The following is a 16,431-nucleotide window of genomic DNA, read 5'->3' as shown; positions in this document are numbered from 1 at the left end:
CCCCAGGGATCAGGCATGCGCAAGCTCAGGGTCCAGATCGTCAACGGCTATTCCGACAACAACCGCGGCGCGCGCGGCAATCCGTTCTTCGTCCCCCAGTCGATCGCACCGCTGGCGCTGGCCGGCGCCTTTGATCCGGCGCATTGCGAGTTGCGGGTCCATTGCGAGTTCCGCAGCGGCCCGCTCGAAGACCTGCAAACCCTGGCCTGGCCGCAGTTGCTGGTGCTGACCGGGCTCAACAGCGCGCTGGACCGCATGAAGCAGCTCTGCGCCTATGCCAAGAGCCTGAACCCTGGCGTGGTGGTGGTGATGGGCGGCCCGCTGGCCCGCGTGCTGCCGAGGCTCTGTGCGCGCTACTTCGACATCGTGCTCGATGGCGATGTGGAGGCGCTCGCCGAGCTGGTGGCCGGCCTGTACGGCCCCGAGCTGCGCGCCGAGACCGTCACGCCGAGGCTGGACCTGGCGCCGCGCTGGCATCCGGTCGGCTATGCCGAGGCCAGCCGCAACTGCAACTTCGCCTGCAGCTTCTGTGCGATGGCGGCCGAGGGCCGGCCCTATCAATCGCTGACGCTGAGGCAGGTGCGGGCCCAGCTGGAACAGCTGCAGGGCAAGCAATGCGTGATGTTCCTGGACCAGAACTTCTTCGGTGGCGCGCGCAGCGAGGTGGAGGCACGCATGGGGCTGCTGCGCGAATTCCATGAGGGCGGCCGCATAAAAGGCTGGGCGGCCCTGGTCACCTCGGACTTCTTCATCAAGGATGAGTGGCTGCAGCGTGCGCGCCAGAGCGGCTGCATCGGCTTCTTCAGCGGCGTGGAGTCGCTGGACGACGAGCAATTGAGGCGTTATGACAAGAAGCAGAACCTGCGCCTTCCCGGCGCCGAGCGCATCGCGCGCTGCCTCGAAAGCGGCATGACCTTCCACTACGGCCTGATCTTCGACCCGCGCGAGCGCCCTGTGGCGGCGCTGCGGGCCGAGGTCGAGGCCATCGCCGCCAACCCGGCGCTCACACTGCCGAGCTTCGTCAGCCTGGCCATCCCGCTGCTCGGCACGCCGATGTTCAAACGCCTGCTGGCCGAGCAGGCCTTGCTGCCGGGCGTCAAGCTGCGCGACATGGACGGCCGCTCGTTGCTGACCGAAAGCCTTGACGCGCCCGATGAGGTCTGCCAGCTGCTGGCCGAGATGGACTTCTGCATGATCGGCGCTGCCCGAGCACGCCGCCATGCGGTGGGCCTGTGGCGGCGCTACCGCCGCACGCTGCCGGCGCGGGACCTGCTGTCGGCGCTGGGCCCTGACCTGGCCTGCCTGTTGCCGCGCTTGTCCACGGCGGCACGTGAGGCTCATCTGGGTCCGGCCACGGCGCGGCGCACGCACTACGGCCCCAGCGAGCCCCTGGGCACGCTCTACCAGCCGCGCATCGCGCTGGCGGCGCACTACCAGGCCTTCTTTGAACCCACCCGCGTGACCGATGCCGAAGGCGAGCTGCATGAAGACTTGCAGCCCGACCTGGGCAGCGGCATGGCCATCGAGACGCCCGTGCAATTCCCAGGCGAGCGACAGCGTTCGCTTGCGATGATCCGCGGGTAGCTTGCAGCCAGGGCCACAGCCACAGCCACAGCCACAGCTACAGCAACCAGCAGCAGGACGACGATGACCAGCAGTATTCGGCATCGAAACCCCCGGCTTCAGCGCCTCCCCAACCGCCCCTGGCCCGCCTGGCGTTGGCTGTTCTGCCTGCTGGCGGCCTGCCTGTTTTGCCTGCCCTGCCGGGCCGCTGAGTCCTACAAGCTCTCCTCCTGGCCCGATGTGGAAGGGCGTGATCAGCAGTTCAATGCGGCGCTGCTGGAGGCACTTGCCGCCAGCCGCTGGTGCGAAGGCTCGTCCCCGGTGCCGCTGCTGGCCGAGCGCACGGCGCAGCTGCTCAGGCTCGAAGGCTCGGCGCCGGCCGGCAGCGTGGTGGTGGACGAAGACCCCATCGTCGAGCTGTTCGGCCTCGCCTATCGCGAGGCGAGCGGCTGTGTTCGCTTGCGCGTGGCCGGCCGCACGCAGGCCAATCCGCCGGGCAGCCTCCTGAGCCCCTGGGCCCATCACGCGATCGAAGGCCGAGCGGCCGACTCGCCGCTGCTGCTGATCGTCCAGGATGCCAAGGCGGTGCGCGCCTGGTTCGAGCTCATGCCGCGCGAAGAGCTGCAGCGCAAGACCAGCCTGCACTGGATGGCCCTGGCCGGCTTCATGGGCATGCTGCTGCTGATCCCCTTCCTCAGCCTGCAGCTGGGCGTGCTCGGCGAGGCGCGGCTCTCGCTGGCCTATGCCTTCTATGTGGCGACGCTGGTGTTCTGGTCGCTGCAGAACTTCGGCCTCGCCCAGCAGTGGTGGGCGTTCTGGCCGGCACCGCGATGGTTCCCCGAGCTGCATGGGCTCTCGGTCAGCCTGCTGACGCTGGGCATTGGCCTGGCCACGCTGGAGTCGCTGCAGCTGCGTGGCCGCGAGCGCCTGGCGCTGGCCGCGCCGGTGGCCGTGGTGGCCCTGATGTTCGGCGTGGCCTACAAGTTCGAGGGCCTGTACCGCAGCGCCTCCATCGCCCTCGTGCTGCTGGCCGGCGTCGTCATCGCGCTGCTGCTGCGCAGGCTGCGGGCACGCCAGCAGGTCGATCCCTGGTTTCTCGCGGGCCTGGGCGCCAACATGCTGGGCGGCGGGATCCAGGCCTTGACCATCGTGCTGCCTGATACCGCGCTGCGCGGCTTTGGCGGCTATGCGTTTGCCGTAGGCAACCTTGTTCATGCGCTGGCCTGGGTCACGGCCGTGCAGCGCCGCCATGCGCGCGACCGCGAGGCGCAGCGCGCGCAGCTCGAGTACGACGCCCACCACGACCCGGTCACCGGCCTGCCCAACCGCAAATGGCTGGACCAGCGCCTGCAGCAAAGCATCGACGAGATTGCCGCCGTGCCCCAGCTCAGCCATGGCGGCCTGTTTGTCGACCTGGACCGCTTCAAGCAGATCAACGACACGCTGGGCCATTCCAAGGGCGACGAGCTGCTGCGCCTGATCTCGGCGCGGCTGGCGGAACTGTTCGGCTCGCACGGCACAGTCACGCGCTTTGGCGGCGATGAGTACTTCGTCGTCGTCCACGAGGCTTGCGGGGAAGGCGAGCTGGCCTTGCTAGGCAGCGACGTGCTGCGGCGCCTGCAGGAGCCCATCCAGCTTGATGGCCGCACGCTCAGCATCACGGCCAGCATTGGCATGGTGGTGATCGACGAGCAGTACCGCCGCCCCGAGGAAGTGATACGCGACGCCGACCTGGCCCTGCACCGCGCCAAGCATCGAGGCCGGGCGCGCTTCGAGGTGTTCGAGCCGGCCATGCGGCAGGCGGCCGAGCAGCGCTTCCGCATCGAGTCCGACATGCGTGGCGCCATCGAGCGCCAGGAGTTCAAGCCCTTTTTCCAGCCCATCGTGCAGCTGGACGGCATGAGCCATGCCGGCTTCGAGGCCCTGGTGCGCTGGGAGCATGCGCAACGCGGCTTCATTGGCCCCGGCGACTTCATCCCGGTGGCCGAGGAAAACGGCCTGATCAACGAGATCGGCCTGCAGGTCATGGAGGGCACGATGCGCCAGGTGGCGGCCTGGCGCCGCGCCGGGCAATGGAAGGAGGGCTGGTATGTGAGCGTCAACGTCTCGGGCGTGCAGCTGCGCGATGCCGACCTGGTCGAGCGCTTTGCCGAGCTGCGCTCGCGCATGGGCCTGCTGGTCGGCGACATCCGCATCGAAGTGACCGAGAGCTCGGTCATCGCCAACCAGGACGTGGCCTTCGGCCTCTTGCCGCGCCTGAAGGAGCAGGGCTTCCTGCTCTGCATGGACGACTTTGGCACCGGCTATTCCTCGCTCAGCTACCTGAGCGAGCTGCCCTTCGACGTGCTGAAGATCGACCGCTCCTTCATCACCGACCTGTGCAAGCGCCGCGAGCTCTCGGCCCTGGTCACCACGGTGATCAACCTGGCCGACACCATGGGCATGCTGGTTGTGGCCGAGGGCATCGAGGAGAAGGACCAATGCGAGATCCTGCATGCGCTGCACTGCGGCTATGGCCAGGGCTATATGTTCTCGCGGCCCATGGACGCGGCCAATGCCACGGCCTGGCTGGAGGCGGCCGCGCAGTCGGCGCATCCGGCGGCGGCGTGAGCTTGCGCCGGATCTGGCCGGCGAGCGGCGTGGCTTGTGGCGTGTGCGCACCGGCTCGGCAAGACTTGCGGGAAATCAATGAAGGGCGACGAAGACGACCGCTATAAACGTCCTGCACGCCTATCGTGGCCGTGCCGCGCCCCTGTGGCGCGCATCGCTTCGCTCCCGTCGTTTAGGAGACCAGGATGCAGCCTCGCCCTCAAGCCATTTCATCAACAATGGTCCGGGGCTTTGCGCTCTTGGCTGTCGCGCTCGCCGGTCTGCCGGCACAGGCGCAGGAGTTCAGTGTCTCCGGTTTCGGGACGCTCGCCCTGGGCCAGACTTCAGGCGCCTGCGAAACCAATGCCGCCATGGCCTCGGCCTTCAACGGGCCCTGCACACGCGCCATTGCCGATTGGGGGCATGGCGGCGCCTACACCACCAGCCTCAGCGGCAAGCCGGAAAGCCGGCTGGGTGTGCAAGGCCAGGCCAAGCTGAGCAGCGACTGGTCGGCCACGGTGCAGATCACCAGCCGCGCGCTGGACGAACAGCACCTCAATCTCGAATGGGCCTACCTCAGCTACAAGATCAATCCGGACTGGACCCTGCAGCTCGGCCGCAAGCGACTGCCGCTGTACTACTACTCCGACTTCCAGGACATCGGCTATGCGTACAACACCATCCGGCCCAGCCCCGATGTCTATGGCTGGGACGTCGTCAACTACAACGGCGCCAGCCTGAGCTGGGTCAAGGATGTGGGCGACTGGTCGCTGCGCAGTGAATTCCTGTTCGGTACCGAGAACAGCCGCAAGAACCCCTACTCACGCCTGGTCAGTGACGATCCTGTGGACATCAAGTGGAGTGGGATTGCCGGCGTGGCCTTCGAGTTCAGCCGCGAATGGTTTACCGGCCGCCTGAGCTACACCCGCTCGCGTTTCCAGCAGACCGATCACGACAGCGGCGTTGTGCAGACCCTGCTGTCGGGCAAGACCCGTGTCAACCAGAGCTTCCTTGGCCTGGCCCTCAATGGCGACATTGGCAATTGGGTGCTACGCAGCGAGTTTGGCAGCAGCGACCGAGCGGGGCTTGGCTACAAGGCCAGCTTCTATCTGTTGACCGCTGGCTACCGGTTGGGTGGCTTCACCCTGACCGGCGGCGCCAGCGAGTACCGCGAGACCACGCCCTATCCGGCCGACTACGAGCCCGTGCGCGATCGCGGCGTCCTGCTGGCCCTGCGCTATGAATTGCACAAGGGGGGCGCGCTCAAGCTGCAGTTCGACAAGGTCAGCGATCGAGGCGCCGCTCCCTTTGCAGGCAGCGCCAAGCTGATCAGCGCCAGCTACGACTTCGTCTTCTGAAACGGGCCCATCATGAAACCAATCTTCAAGCGCCTTGTGTTGCCTCTGATGCTGGCTGTGCCAGGCCTTGCCTGGTCGCAGGTGGCCGTGATCGTCAGCCCCAAGAGCCCGATGACGGCGCTCACTGCGGACCAGGCGGCCGCCATCTTCATGGGCCGCAGCACGACTCTGCCCAGCGGCGCCACTGCCGCGCCGGCTGACCTGCCAGACAGCAGCGGCGTGCGCGAGCAGTTCTACAGCAAGGCTGCGGGAAAGAGCGCGGCTCAGGTCAAGGCTGCCTGGTCACGCTTGACCTTCTCCGGCAAGGCCACGCCGCCAAAGGAGATCCCGAGTGCCGCTGAGGTGAAGAAGTTTGTCGCTGCCAACCCGGATGCGATCGGCTACATCGAGAAGTCGGCCGTCGATGCCACAGTCAAGGTCGTGCTGGTGCTGGAGTGATGGGCAAGCGGATCCTGGTCATTCAGGGCCATCCCGAGCCGGAGGCCCGGCGCCTTTGTCATGTCCTGGCCGATCACTATGTGGAGGGTGCACAGACGGCCGGGCATGAGGTGCGGCGTGTCGAGTTGGCGGCGCTGGACTTTCCGCTGCTGCGCTCGCAGGCCGATTGGGAAAAGGGCCTGCTGCCGGCGAGTCTGGTGCAGGCGCAGCAGGACATCGCCTGGGCCCAGCATCTGGTGCTGGTCTTCCCGCTTTGGCTCGGCGACATGCCGGCGCTGCTGAAGGGTTTCCTGGAGCAGGTGGCGCGACCGGGCTTTGCCTTCAAGGCCGAGGGCGGCAATCCGTTTGGCCGCAAGGGTCTCAAGGGCCGTTCGGCGCGCATCGTCTGCACCATGGGCATGCCGGCCCCTGCTGTACCGCTTCTACTTCATGGCGCACAGCATCAAGTCCCTGGAGCGCAACATCCTCGGCTTCGTCGGCATTGCGCCGGTGCGCGAGACCTTGGTCGGCATGGTGGGGAACCTGGTCGAAGAGGGCGTGGAGAGGCATTGCGTCAAGTTGAGGGCGTTGGGGCGCAAGGGGGTTTACGGGCCACTTTCAGGGATTGAAAATGGCGCACCTCAAATTGAGGTTAATCGCGGAACGAATCAATCAAGAACTCAGCGGGGGAGGAGAGGCCATGGACCCCAAGCTTCACAAGTCGAATGACCGCGTCTTCGGCGGCGTGTGCGGCGGCATCGCCGAATACCTGGAATGGGAAAAACGCATGCTGCGCATCCTCACCGTGGCCGCCGTTCTGTTCACCGGCTTCCCGGTTCTTGTGTACGTGGTCCTCTACTTCGCCATGCCCGACGATCCGCGAAAGCCGTTCGACCTCAATGACTATCGATCCCAGTGAGGTGCCGATCGTCAACTTTTACTACGCTCATAAAAATAGTTAGGGAAATCCTTATGTAAGTGCTTCTCGTCGCCGCCGAATGTTGGCATCACCAAACAATGGAGGGGACGAATGAACAGCACTACAGCGAAGCGATTTTCTCAGCTGACGCTTGTGGCCTTGGCCGTGGCACTTCCCAGTGCGATGGCTTCGGCCCAGGTGCAGAAGCCGGCTCAGAAGCAGGCCCCGGCCAAGAGCCCGGTGACTCGTGCGCCACCGCCGAATGGTCCTGTGGCCGTAAAACCCATGCTGCAGGTCCAGCCGGGGCAGGGGGGGTGCGAGGATGGCTTCCTGTGGAACGAGACCGATTCCACGTGTAATCCGATTGGTGAATCGCCTGGGGCGGGCGGCGGTGGTTCGGGGGGGACCACCACGCTCGACCCCGTCGTCATCAACTCGCCGCCCAAGACGCCACCGCCGCCTTCGCCACCGCCGCCAACGACGAATCCCGTGGAGGGGACTCCGCTTGCGGGGGGTGGTGTGGTTCCGCGGAAACCTCCAAAGAGTCCCGAGAAGATCGCCGAGGAAAAGGCGCTTTGTCAGGCCGACAAAGAGCGGCAGCAGACCGTGAGCCTCACGACCTACAAAGGAGCGATCGACAATTGCAACAAGAGTGGGCCTCCATTTCTTGGAGATCCTTTTGAACTTCTGGATCGGCTCCGCAAGCCGTTCGGAAAGGACTGCCTTTCTGTGGCCGCGCAAGACATGCTGCAAAGGGAAAGAGATATCACCGCAATATTCGAGATCTGCAACAGACGCGCTGAGGGAGGTTGAGATGTCAATGATCAAGTCTTTCACCAGGCCTGCAGCGCTGGTCGCGAGCGTTGCTGCTTTGATGGCTGTCGGTTGCTTCTTCGTTGTATCGATGTTGAGGGAGAGCCCACGTGCCCCTATGCCCGAGGGGCGCCGGGGTGGCGCCCACCATGGTGCCGAGGTGGCTGAGACACCGGTCGCGGCGGCCGCACCTGACGTTCTCGCCAGCCAGGCCCAGGGATTGCTGACCAAGGAAGGTCCGAAGCTGATCGAAACAAATTCCGATTTCGATCTGCTCAAGTATCCAAGGGGGCTTCGAGCCCATATCGAAGAGGCCATCCATACTCGAAATGGACGACTTGCGTTCGAGATGGCGCGCGTCGTGGGACGTTGCCTGTATGTTGAAGCCCGAATGAACGGCCTGCAGGAGTTGATGTCCACGGAGCGGGATATTGTGATGAATCGGTATCACGCAGCTTCATATCGCGCGGAACAGCAACTTCAATCGCAGTGTCAGACGGTGGATCAGGGGGCAGGATCGATTCGAGAGACCTTGCTGCGGATTGCACTCGAGGGTGGCATCGAGTCCAGCGCCGCCGAGCTGTTCGGGTCGTTCCGGGTATCGGATCCTCGTATCATTGCGGCACTCGTTCGCGATGCCGCCAATGGCGATCTGCATTCAGTCGCCGCGCTGACCACGATCTTGCGTCCGAATGCCCAGGTTCCATCGATCGAAGTCGACAAGGCCCGCTTTGTGCTTCTGCTAGCTGCCGAGCAACCTGCGCTTCGCAGAGATTGGGCACCCTATCTGGACCTCGCTCGGCGGGCTGGATTCCCGGACTGGCCGCAACTGGGCAACTATCCTGCGCCATTGGAACGGAAGTACCAGGCGACCATCCTGGCGAAGACCGATGTAGTCAGTCAGGCCGAGGCTGGATTGGACGAGGAGGCAAAGAAGGAGGCGCAGCAGACGCTGCAGCGGATACTTCAGCGCGAGGAGTTGGGGAAGCGCCGAAGCTGAGGGATCGAGCCGACCACATTGGGCCGACAGAATGTGCACGGTCCGCTTTGGCTCCATGTGTATCCCTCACGGTGATACGTGGCTGATTTGTACAAGCGGCGCGCCCGCAGGGATCGTTTTAAGGCCTTGCGCCGGGCCGGGCTGGCGAGCTTGAAGCGAGGCTATTAGCTGCACTTGCAGCCAAGAGTGATGTGTCAGTCAGCGGCGGCCCTGGACGAGGCGGGCAAGCAAGAGGCCAGGGCGACGCTCAATCGCATGCTCAAGAGTTTGGCGAGGCCGACGATTTGAATTGCATGCTTGAGCAGACACTCCGTCTATTGCAGCAACAATGGCAGGCTGCGAGTTGCCCCATTTCCACTCGCATCTCTCACGCTCGCGCGCAACTGATAGGAACCCGCCGGCAAGCCCGTGGGATCCCACCGCCCCTCCACCGCCCGCCCATCGCGCACCTCGTTGGCGAGCTGGTAGCGGAACTGCGTGGCGCGGCTGCCGTAGACGGTGATGCCGCTGCTGGGGGCGTAGGCGAGCTTGACGCCGAGCTCGTCGTCGACCGGCAGGCGTTCGAAGTTCAGGGTCTCTCGGGGCTGTTCGAAACCGGCCACCGGCGTGCCGTCTTCATGGAGCAACTGCCATGACAGCTTCTGCACGCCGAGGCGGCGGCGTTCCAGGTTGTCGTCGACCTGGTCCCAGGCGTCCACGACGATCTGCAGCGGCGCGCGTGGCACGAGCAGGCGGCCGTTCAGTTCGCGCTTGAGCCGCTTGCCGGCGGCGTCGAACAGCTCGATCGAGTCGATGCGGGGCTGCACATGGTCAACGAAGCCGGTGAAGCCGAGTGTGAGCGGATCGCGCTGGAAGCCCGGCGCGCCGAGTGCCAGGTGCACATGGGCCATGGGGTTGATGCTGCCTATCACCTCGCCGGCGTTGAAGCGCGTGCCCCGGGCCACGCGCACGCGCTCGGGCTTGCCGGCGCTGCTACGCAGGATGGGCATGCGAGACGGGTCCAGTGCCTTGCCCGCCATGTTGCGGCCGACTTTGATGTGGATGTACATCAAGGGCCCGATGGCCAGGCCCTCGCCCAGCCGGCCGAAGCCATAAGCCGCCGCCGGGCTCAAGACCTTGCCGTCGGCAATCGTCAGCACCGAATCGCCCACGTCGCCGCGGATGTCGAGGCCGGCATGCAGGTGATGGCGGCTGTCCAGCTTGCGGGCCTTGTCGCGGCCGCCGCGCACCTCGCCCAGCATGCCGACCACCTCATGCCATGCGCCTTGCGGGCGCAGCGGCCAATGGCCTTCGGTGTTCAGTCGCGGTTGCTCCGGAGCCGGGCCCAGCGGGCCGGAGTCGCCGGCGCCAGGCCGGACCTCATGCACGCGCATCGCCGGCGCATCGGCCACCAGCACGCGGCCGCGTCCATCGACCGCAATGCAGCTCGCACGCGAGAAGCGCAGCGCGCCGCCGGTGAGCTCGTGAGCCTGCTTGTCGGGCGTGATCTGCAAGAGCGCGCCGTCGCCGAGCAGGCTCACCAGCAGCACGCCGTCATGCGTGAACGCGAGGCTCAGGGGGCGGTGCAGGAGGGCTTGTTCGTCGTCGTCGGCACTTCGGAGCCAGGTCTGCACTTCGCCGGTCTCGGTGTCGACGAGGCGGATCGCGTGGTTGCGTGTGTCGGCCACCCACAGCCGGCCGTCCGCGCTCAGCGTGAGGCCCGAGGGCGTGTCGAACAGCGCCTTGGCCCCGGGGCCGTCGGCATGGCCGGGATGGCCGGCGCCGGCCAGCGTCGTGACCAGGCCGTCCGGCGTGATCATGCGGATGCGGTCGTTGTAGCTGTCTGCCACGAAGACGCGGCCTTGGGCGTCGACCGCCACCGCCAGCGGCGCATTGAAGCGGGCCTGCTTGCCGGGGCCATCGCGCCAGCCAGCGGCGCCATCGCCAGCCAGCGTGATGACCTGGCCTTGCGGGCTCACCTTGCGGATCGCGTGGTTGCCGGTGTCGGCAACGTAGAGATTGCCGGCTGCGTCCAGCGCCAGGCCCGAGGGCGTGTTGAAGCGGGCCTGTGCGCCCGCCTCGTCGGTGAAGCCTTCCTCCTTGCCGGCCAGCGTGTGCACCTGGCCGTCGCGCTCCAGCACGCGGATGCGGTTGTTGTCGCCGCCATCGGCGATGAAGACGCGGCCGTCCGGCGCCACTGCCAGGCCATAGGGATCGGCAAAGCGTGCCTGCGCCGCTGGCCCTTCGCGGAACCCGGCCACGCCGTCGCCCGCCAGCAAGGCCACATGGACGGGGCTGCCGGCCTGGGTGGGTGGCGGCGGCAAGGGCGTCGGCTCGGGCACGGTGCCGCTGGCGACGCGGTCGGCGGCGGCAGTCTCAGCAGGCGGCGGCGTCGCACTGCGGGGCAGCAGCCACCAGGCGGCCAGGCCCGCAGCCAGTGCGAGCAGACCCAGCAGAAGGTACAGCCGGCGCGAGGGCGGAGGAGAGGAGGTCTTCATCGGCCGGGCATCGTAACCGTCGCCTCTCGCCCATCAGGCCTCTCGTCATCGGCAACAATCCGGGGCCTACCGGAGGACCTGATCTTGCCCGCCTTCACCATCAAGCCGCGCCTTCTGCTGATCCCTGCCTTGCTGCTGGCCACCGCCCTGGCGCCGCTGCAGGCCGCCACGCCCAAGGACAGCCTGGTCCAGGCCATGGCCTTCGACGACATCATCTCGATGGACCCGGCCGAGGCCTTCGAGATCGCCACCGGCGAGATCGTCGGCAATACCTACGAGCGCCTGGTGCAGTTCGAACCAGCCGACCCGACCAAGCTGAGCGGCGCGTTGGCCAAGAGCTGGACCGTCTCGGCCGATGGCAAGACCTACAGCTTCGAGCTGCTGCCCGGCCTGCGCTTCTCCTCCGGCAATGCGCTGACGGCCGAGGAGGTCGTGTGGTCGCTGCAGCGCGCCGTGCTGCTGGACAAGACGCCGGCCTTCATCCTCACCCAGCTGGGCCTCAGCAAGACCAATGTGGCCGAGAAGATCCGCCAGACCGGCCCGCTCACGCTGACGATAGAAACCGACAAGGCCTATGCGCCCAGCTATGTCTTGAACTGCCTGACGGCCAATGTGGCCTCGGTGCTGGACAAGAAGCTGCTGCTCACCAAGGCCCAGGGCACGGACCTGGGCAATGCCTGGCTCAAGACCGGCCACGCCGGTTCCGGCCCCTACAAGCTGCGCGAATGGCGGGCCAACGAGCTGCTGGTGCTGGAGCGCAATGACCAGTTCCATGGCAAGAAGCCGCCGCTGGTGCGCGCCATCTATCGCCATGTGAAGGAAGCCGCCACGCAGCGCTTGCTGCTCGAGAAAGGCGACATCGACATCGCGCGCAACCTCGCGCCGCAAGACATCGACGCCATGAAGGGCCGGCCCGAGGTGCAGCTCACGGCCACCACCAAGGGCACGGTCTACTACCTGAGCCTGAACCTGAAGAACGCCAACCTCGCGAAGCCCGAGGTGCGCGAGGCCTTCAAGTGGCTGGTCGACTATGACGCCATCGGCGCTACTCTGATCAAGAACATCGGCGTGCCGCACCAGAACTTCCTGCCCGCCGGCATGCTGGGCGCGAGCAGCGACAAGCCCTACAAGTACGACCCCGCCAAGGCTCAGGCCTTGCTCGCCAAGGCCGGCCTGCCCCAGGGCTTCAAGGTGACGATGGACACGCGCACCATCCAGCCGGTGCAGGGCATCGCCGAGGCGGTGCAGGCCTCGGCCAAGCGCGCCGGCATCCAGATCGAGATCATCCCGGGCGATGGCAAGCAGACGCTGACCAAGTACCGGGCCCGCAAGCACGACCTCTACATCGGCGAATGGGCGGCCGACTACTGGGACCCGCACAGCAATGCCGATGCCTTCACCCGCAACACCGACAACAGCGACGAGGCCAAGCTGAAGCCGCTGACCTGGCGCAACAGCTGGATCTCGCCCGAGCTGACCAAGAAGACCGACGCCGCCCTGCTGGAGCGCGACCCGGCCAAGCGTGCCAAGGCCTACCAGGAGATCCAGGCCGAGTTCCGCAAGACGAGCCCCTTCGTGCTGCTGTTCCAGCAGACGCAGGTGGCGGCGGTGCGCAAGGGTGTAGAGGGCTTCCGCCTCGGCCCCACCTCGGACACCACCTATTTGTTCACGGTGAGCAAGCAGCCTTGAAGGCAGCGAAGAAATTCCTGCGCGCCGCGGCGGGCCTGCTCGCCACGCTGGCCCTGACCTACCTCGGCCTGCTGGCGGTCACCTTCTTCATCGGTCGCGTGGTGCCGGTGGACCCGGCCCTGGCCATCGCCGGCGACCGCGCGAGCGAGGAGCAACTGCAGCGCGTGCGCGTGGAACTGGGGCTGGACCAGCCGCTGCTGGCGCAGTTCGGCCTCTACCTGAAGAAGGTGGCGCAGGGCGACCTGGGCCAGTCCATCCTCACCAACCACGCCGTGGCCGACGACATCGCCCGCGTGTTCCCGGCCACGCTGGAGCTGGCCACGGTGGGCATCGTCATCGGCGTGGTGTTCGGCGTGCCGCTGGGCGTGTGGGCGGCGGTGCGGCGCGGCCGCCTGGCTGACCAACTGCTGCGATTGATCGGCCTCTTCGGCTACTCGGTGCCCATCTTCTGGCTGGGCCTGATGGGCCTGGTGCTGTTCTACGCCAAGCTGGGCTGGGTCAGCGGGCCGGGCCGCATCGACATCGCCTTTGAATACAACGTGCCCGTGGTGAGCGGCCTGATCCTCGTGGATGCCGCGATGGCGGGTGAATGGGAGGCCTTTCGCAGCGCGCTCTCGCACCTGGCCCTGCCGGGCGTGCTGCTCGGCTACTACTCGCTGGCCTACATCAGCCGCATGACGCGCAGCTTCATGCTCAAGGAGCTGGGCCAGGAGTACGTGGTGGCGGCGCGGGCCAAGGGGCTGTCGGAGGCGCGCATCGTCTGGCGCCATGCGCTGCGCAATGCCGCCGTGCCGCTCTTGACCGTGATCGCACTGAGCTTTGCCGGCCTGCTGGAAGGCTCGGTGCTGACCGAGACCGTGTTCGCCTGGCCCGGCCTCGGCCAGTACATCACCAACTCGCTGCAGAACGCCGACATGAACGCCGTGCTGGGCGGCACCTTGGTGGTGGGCACGATCTTCATCGCGCTGAACCTGCTGTCCGACCTGCTGTACCGGGTGCTGGACCCGCGCACGCGATGATGAACAAGACGAGCTCACTCCACGACTGGCTGAGCAGCGAGCAGCCGCAATCGCGCCGCCAGGCCCTGCTGGGCCGCCTCTATGCCGGCTGGCGCAGCTTTGCGCGCAACCGGCTGGCGCTGGTCGGCCTGGTTCTCGTGCTGCTCCTGATGGCGATGGCGGCCCTGGCCCCCTGGATTGCGCCTTCGGCACCCGACGTGGGCGACCTGATGAACGCCCGCCTGCTGCCGCCCTCGGCCGCGCACTGGATGGGCACGGACGAGCAGGGCCGCGACATCTTCTCGCGCATCGTCTGGGGCTCGCGCATCACGCTCTTCGTGGTCACCGTCGTCGCCATCCTGGCCGCGCCCATCGGCCTGCTGGTGGGCACGCTGGCCGGCTACTTCGGCGGCTGGGTCGACGCGGTGCTGATGCGCATCACCGACATCTTCCTGGCCTTCCCCAAGCTGATCCTGGCCCTGGCCTTTGTAGCAGCCCTCGGCCCCGGCATCGAGAACGCGGTGCTGGCCATCGCCATCACCGCCTGGCCGGCCTATGCCCGCATTGCCCGGGCCGAGACCCTGAGCCTGCGCGGCGCCGACTTCATCGCCGCCGTGCAATTGCAGGGCGCTTCCGGCTGGCGCATCGTGCTGCGCCATCTGATGCCGCTGTGCCTGCCTTCGCTGATCGTGCGCGTGACGCTGGACATGGCCGGCATCATCCTTACCGCTGCCGGCCTCGGCTTCCTCGGGCTCGGCGCCCAGCCGCCCAGCCCCGAATGGGGCGCCATGATCGCTGGCGGCCGCGCCTTCGTGCTGGACCAATGGTGGGTGGCGGCGGGGCCAGGTCTGGCCATCTTCATCGTCAGCCTGGCATTCAATCTGCTGGGCGATGGCCTGCGTGACGCCCTCGATCCCAAGGAGTCGGAATGACAGCGCCGCTGCTTGAGGTCCAAGACCTGCGCGTCAGCTATCCGGCGCGCGATGGCGGCCGCATCGAAGCCGTGCGTGGCGTGTCGTTCCAGCTCGGCCGTGAGCGGCTGGGCATCGTCGGCGAATCGGGCTCTGGCAAGTCGCAGACCGGGCGGGCCATCCTCGGCCTGTCGGCGCCGGGTGCCCAGGTCGAGGCCCAGGCCTTGCGCTTTGACGGCATCGATCTGCAGGCCTGCAGCGGTGCCGAGCGGCGCGCGCTGCGCGGCAGTCGCATGGCCCTGGTGATGCAGGACCCCAAGTACTCGCTGAACCCGGTGATGAAGATTGGCGCGCAGATCATCGAAGCGCTGCAGGCGCATCGCAAGATCGGCCGCAGCGAGGCGCGTGCGCGGATGCTGGCGGCACTGGCCGAGGTCGGCATCGGCGAGGCCGAACGCGTGGCCGGCCTCTATCCGCATGAGGTCTCGGGCGGCATGGGCCAGCGCGTGATGATCGCGATGATGACCGTGGCCGAGCCCGAGCTGCTGATCGCCGACGAGCCGACCTCGGCGCTGGACGTGAGCGTGCAACTGCAGGTGCTGGCCGTGCTGGACCGCCTGGTCCGCGAGCGCAACATGGGCCTGGTCTTCATCTCCCACGACTTGCGCCTGGTGGCCAGCTTCTGTGACCGCGTGCTGGTGATGTATGCCGGCCGCGTGGTCGAGGAGATCGCGGCTTCGCGCCTGCATGAGGCCCAGCATCCCTACACGCGAGGCCTGCTGGACTGCCTGCCGCGCCTCGATGCGCCGCGCCATCCGCTGCCGGCCCTGCAACGCGAGGAGGCCTGGAAAGCATGAGGGACACCGCGCTGGGCCTGGAGGTCCGTCAACTGCAGGTGCGTTTCGGCGAGTTCACGGCCCTGCACGACATGAGTTTCAGCCTGGCGCCGGGCGAGAGCCTGGGCCTGGTGGGTGAGTCGGGATCGGGCAAGTCCACGGTGCTGCGCGCGATCTGCGGCCTGGTGCCGCGAGCGGCCGGCGAGGTGCGGCTGCTGGGCGATGGCGAGTTGCCGGCGCCCGGCAGCAAGGCCTTCCGCCGCCAGGTGCAGATGGTGTTCCAGGATCCCTATGGTTCCCTGCATCCGCGCCAGACGGTGGACCGCATGCTGGCCGAGCCGCTGCTGATCCACGGCATCGGTGAGGCCGAAGCGCGCATCACGGCCGTGCTGGAAGCTGTGGGCCTGGGCAGCAGCTACCGCTTCCGCTATGCCCACCAGCTGTCCGGCGGCCAGCGCCAGCGAGTGGCCATTGCGCGGGCCTTGATCCTTGAGCCGCAATTGCTGCTGCTCGATGAGCCGACTTCGGCCCTCGATGCCTCGGTGCAGGCCGAGGTGCTGAACCTGCTGGAGGCGCTGCGCCGCGAGCGTGGCCTGTCCTTCCTGATGGTCAGCCACGACCTCGCGGTGGTCACGCATTTGTGCGAGCGGGTGATGGTGATGCAACGTGGCCGCGAGGTCGAGACGCTGGCAGCCGTCGATCTGGCTCAGGGCCGCGTGGGCCAGGACTACACGCGCTCGCTGATGCGGGCGGCCGAGGGTTTCGTCAGATCCTGAAGTCTTTGGCTTGGCTTTGGGTAGCAAGCGGCAACTGAGGCTAGGATGCCGTCCGCACAAGAACGGCGATAGGACGGAGGAACTT

General features: G+C 66.8%; 14 protein-coding genes. 13 read left to right on the top strand and 1 reads right to left on the bottom strand.

Annotation, left to right across the window (positions count from 1 at the left end):
- Positions 1–15: 15 nt before the first annotated feature.
- From J7U46_RS14860 to J7U46_RS14825, 8 genes are all read left to right on the top strand, one after another.
- Entirely contained in the window at positions 16–1,584 is a 1,569-nt protein-coding gene (locus J7U46_RS14860) for a radical SAM protein (RefSeq protein WP_282827151.1), read from the top strand.
- 63 nt (positions 1,585–1,647) lie between these two features.
- On the top strand, positions 1,648–4,173 hold the full coding sequence (locus tag J7U46_RS14855; protein WP_282827149.1) for an EAL domain-containing protein: 2,526 nt from the start codon (positions 1,648–1,650) through the stop codon (positions 4,171–4,173).
- Between the two features lie 185 nt (positions 4,174–4,358).
- Positions 4,359–5,510, top strand: a complete 1,152-nt coding sequence (locus J7U46_RS14850) for a hypothetical protein (RefSeq protein ID WP_282827147.1) — start codon at positions 4,359–4,361, stop codon at positions 5,508–5,510.
- Between the two features lie 12 nt (positions 5,511–5,522).
- Entirely contained in the window at positions 5,523–5,948 is a 426-nt protein-coding gene (locus J7U46_RS14845) for a hypothetical protein (RefSeq protein WP_282827145.1), read from the top strand.
- A complete protein-coding gene (locus tag J7U46_RS14840) occupies positions 5,948–6,556 on the top strand; it encodes an NAD(P)H-dependent oxidoreductase (protein ID WP_349239495.1) in 609 nt (202 codons plus the stop codon). The genes J7U46_RS14845 and J7U46_RS14840 overlap by 1 nt, the downstream gene beginning before the upstream one ends.
- Positions 6,557–6,627: 71 nt before the next feature.
- On the top strand, positions 6,628–6,846 hold the full coding sequence (locus tag J7U46_RS14835) for a PspC domain-containing protein (protein ID WP_282827143.1): 219 nt from the start codon (positions 6,628–6,630) through the stop codon (positions 6,844–6,846).
- 111 nt (positions 6,847–6,957) lie between these two features.
- Positions 6,958–7,659, top strand: a complete 702-nt coding sequence (locus J7U46_RS14830) for a hypothetical protein (protein WP_282827141.1) — start codon at positions 6,958–6,960, stop codon at positions 7,657–7,659.
- Position 7,660: 1 nt separating this feature from the next.
- Positions 7,661–8,659, top strand: a complete 999-nt coding sequence (locus J7U46_RS14825) for a hypothetical protein (RefSeq protein ID WP_282827139.1) — start codon at positions 7,661–7,663, stop codon at positions 8,657–8,659.
- 314 nt (positions 8,660–8,973) lie between these two features.
- On the opposite strand, the gene J7U46_RS14820 is transcribed toward J7U46_RS14825, so the two are convergent.
- Positions 8,974–11,136 (bottom strand): SMP-30/gluconolactonase/LRE family protein, encoded by a 2,163-nt coding sequence (locus tag J7U46_RS14820; RefSeq protein ID WP_282827137.1) that lies wholly within the window; start codon positions 11,134–11,136, stop codon positions 8,974–8,976.
- 84 nt (positions 11,137–11,220) lie between these two features.
- On the opposite strand from J7U46_RS14820, the gene J7U46_RS14815 reads away from it, so the two are divergent.
- The 5 genes from J7U46_RS14815 to J7U46_RS14795 are packed head-to-tail and all read left to right on the top strand — an operon-like array spanning position 11,221 to position 16,346.
- On the top strand, positions 11,221–12,825 hold the full coding sequence (locus J7U46_RS14815; RefSeq protein ID WP_282827135.1) for an ABC transporter substrate-binding protein: 1,605 nt from the start codon (positions 11,221–11,223) through the stop codon (positions 12,823–12,825).
- Complete coding sequence (locus J7U46_RS14810) at positions 12,822–13,844, top strand: ABC transporter permease (protein ID WP_282827133.1); 1,023 nt, start codon at positions 12,822–12,824, stop codon at positions 13,842–13,844. The genes J7U46_RS14815 and J7U46_RS14810 overlap by 4 nt, the downstream gene beginning before the upstream one ends.
- Complete coding sequence (locus J7U46_RS14805) at positions 13,841–14,755, top strand: ABC transporter permease (RefSeq protein ID WP_282827131.1); 915 nt, start codon at positions 13,841–13,843, stop codon at positions 14,753–14,755. Before J7U46_RS14810 ends, J7U46_RS14805 begins: the two co-directional genes overlap by 4 nt.
- The gene (locus J7U46_RS14800; protein WP_282827129.1) at positions 14,752–15,591 is read left to right on the top strand and encodes an ABC transporter ATP-binding protein; all 840 of its coding nucleotides are present in this window, start codon (positions 14,752–14,754) and stop codon (positions 15,589–15,591) included. The genes J7U46_RS14805 and J7U46_RS14800 overlap by 4 nt, the downstream gene beginning before the upstream one ends.
- Positions 15,588–16,346: an ABC transporter ATP-binding protein gene (locus J7U46_RS14795; RefSeq protein ID WP_282827127.1), complete on the top strand. Its 759-nt coding sequence runs from the start codon at positions 15,588–15,590 to the stop codon at positions 16,344–16,346. The genes J7U46_RS14800 and J7U46_RS14795 overlap by 4 nt, the downstream gene beginning before the upstream one ends.
- Positions 16,347–16,431 lie beyond the last annotated feature (85 nt).

This window comes from Pelomonas sp. V22 (assembly GCF_030014915.1).
Taxonomy (GTDB): domain Bacteria; phylum Pseudomonadota; class Gammaproteobacteria; order Burkholderiales; family Burkholderiaceae_C; genus JAUASW01.
This window is presented reverse-complemented; position numbering and strand designations above follow the sequence as displayed.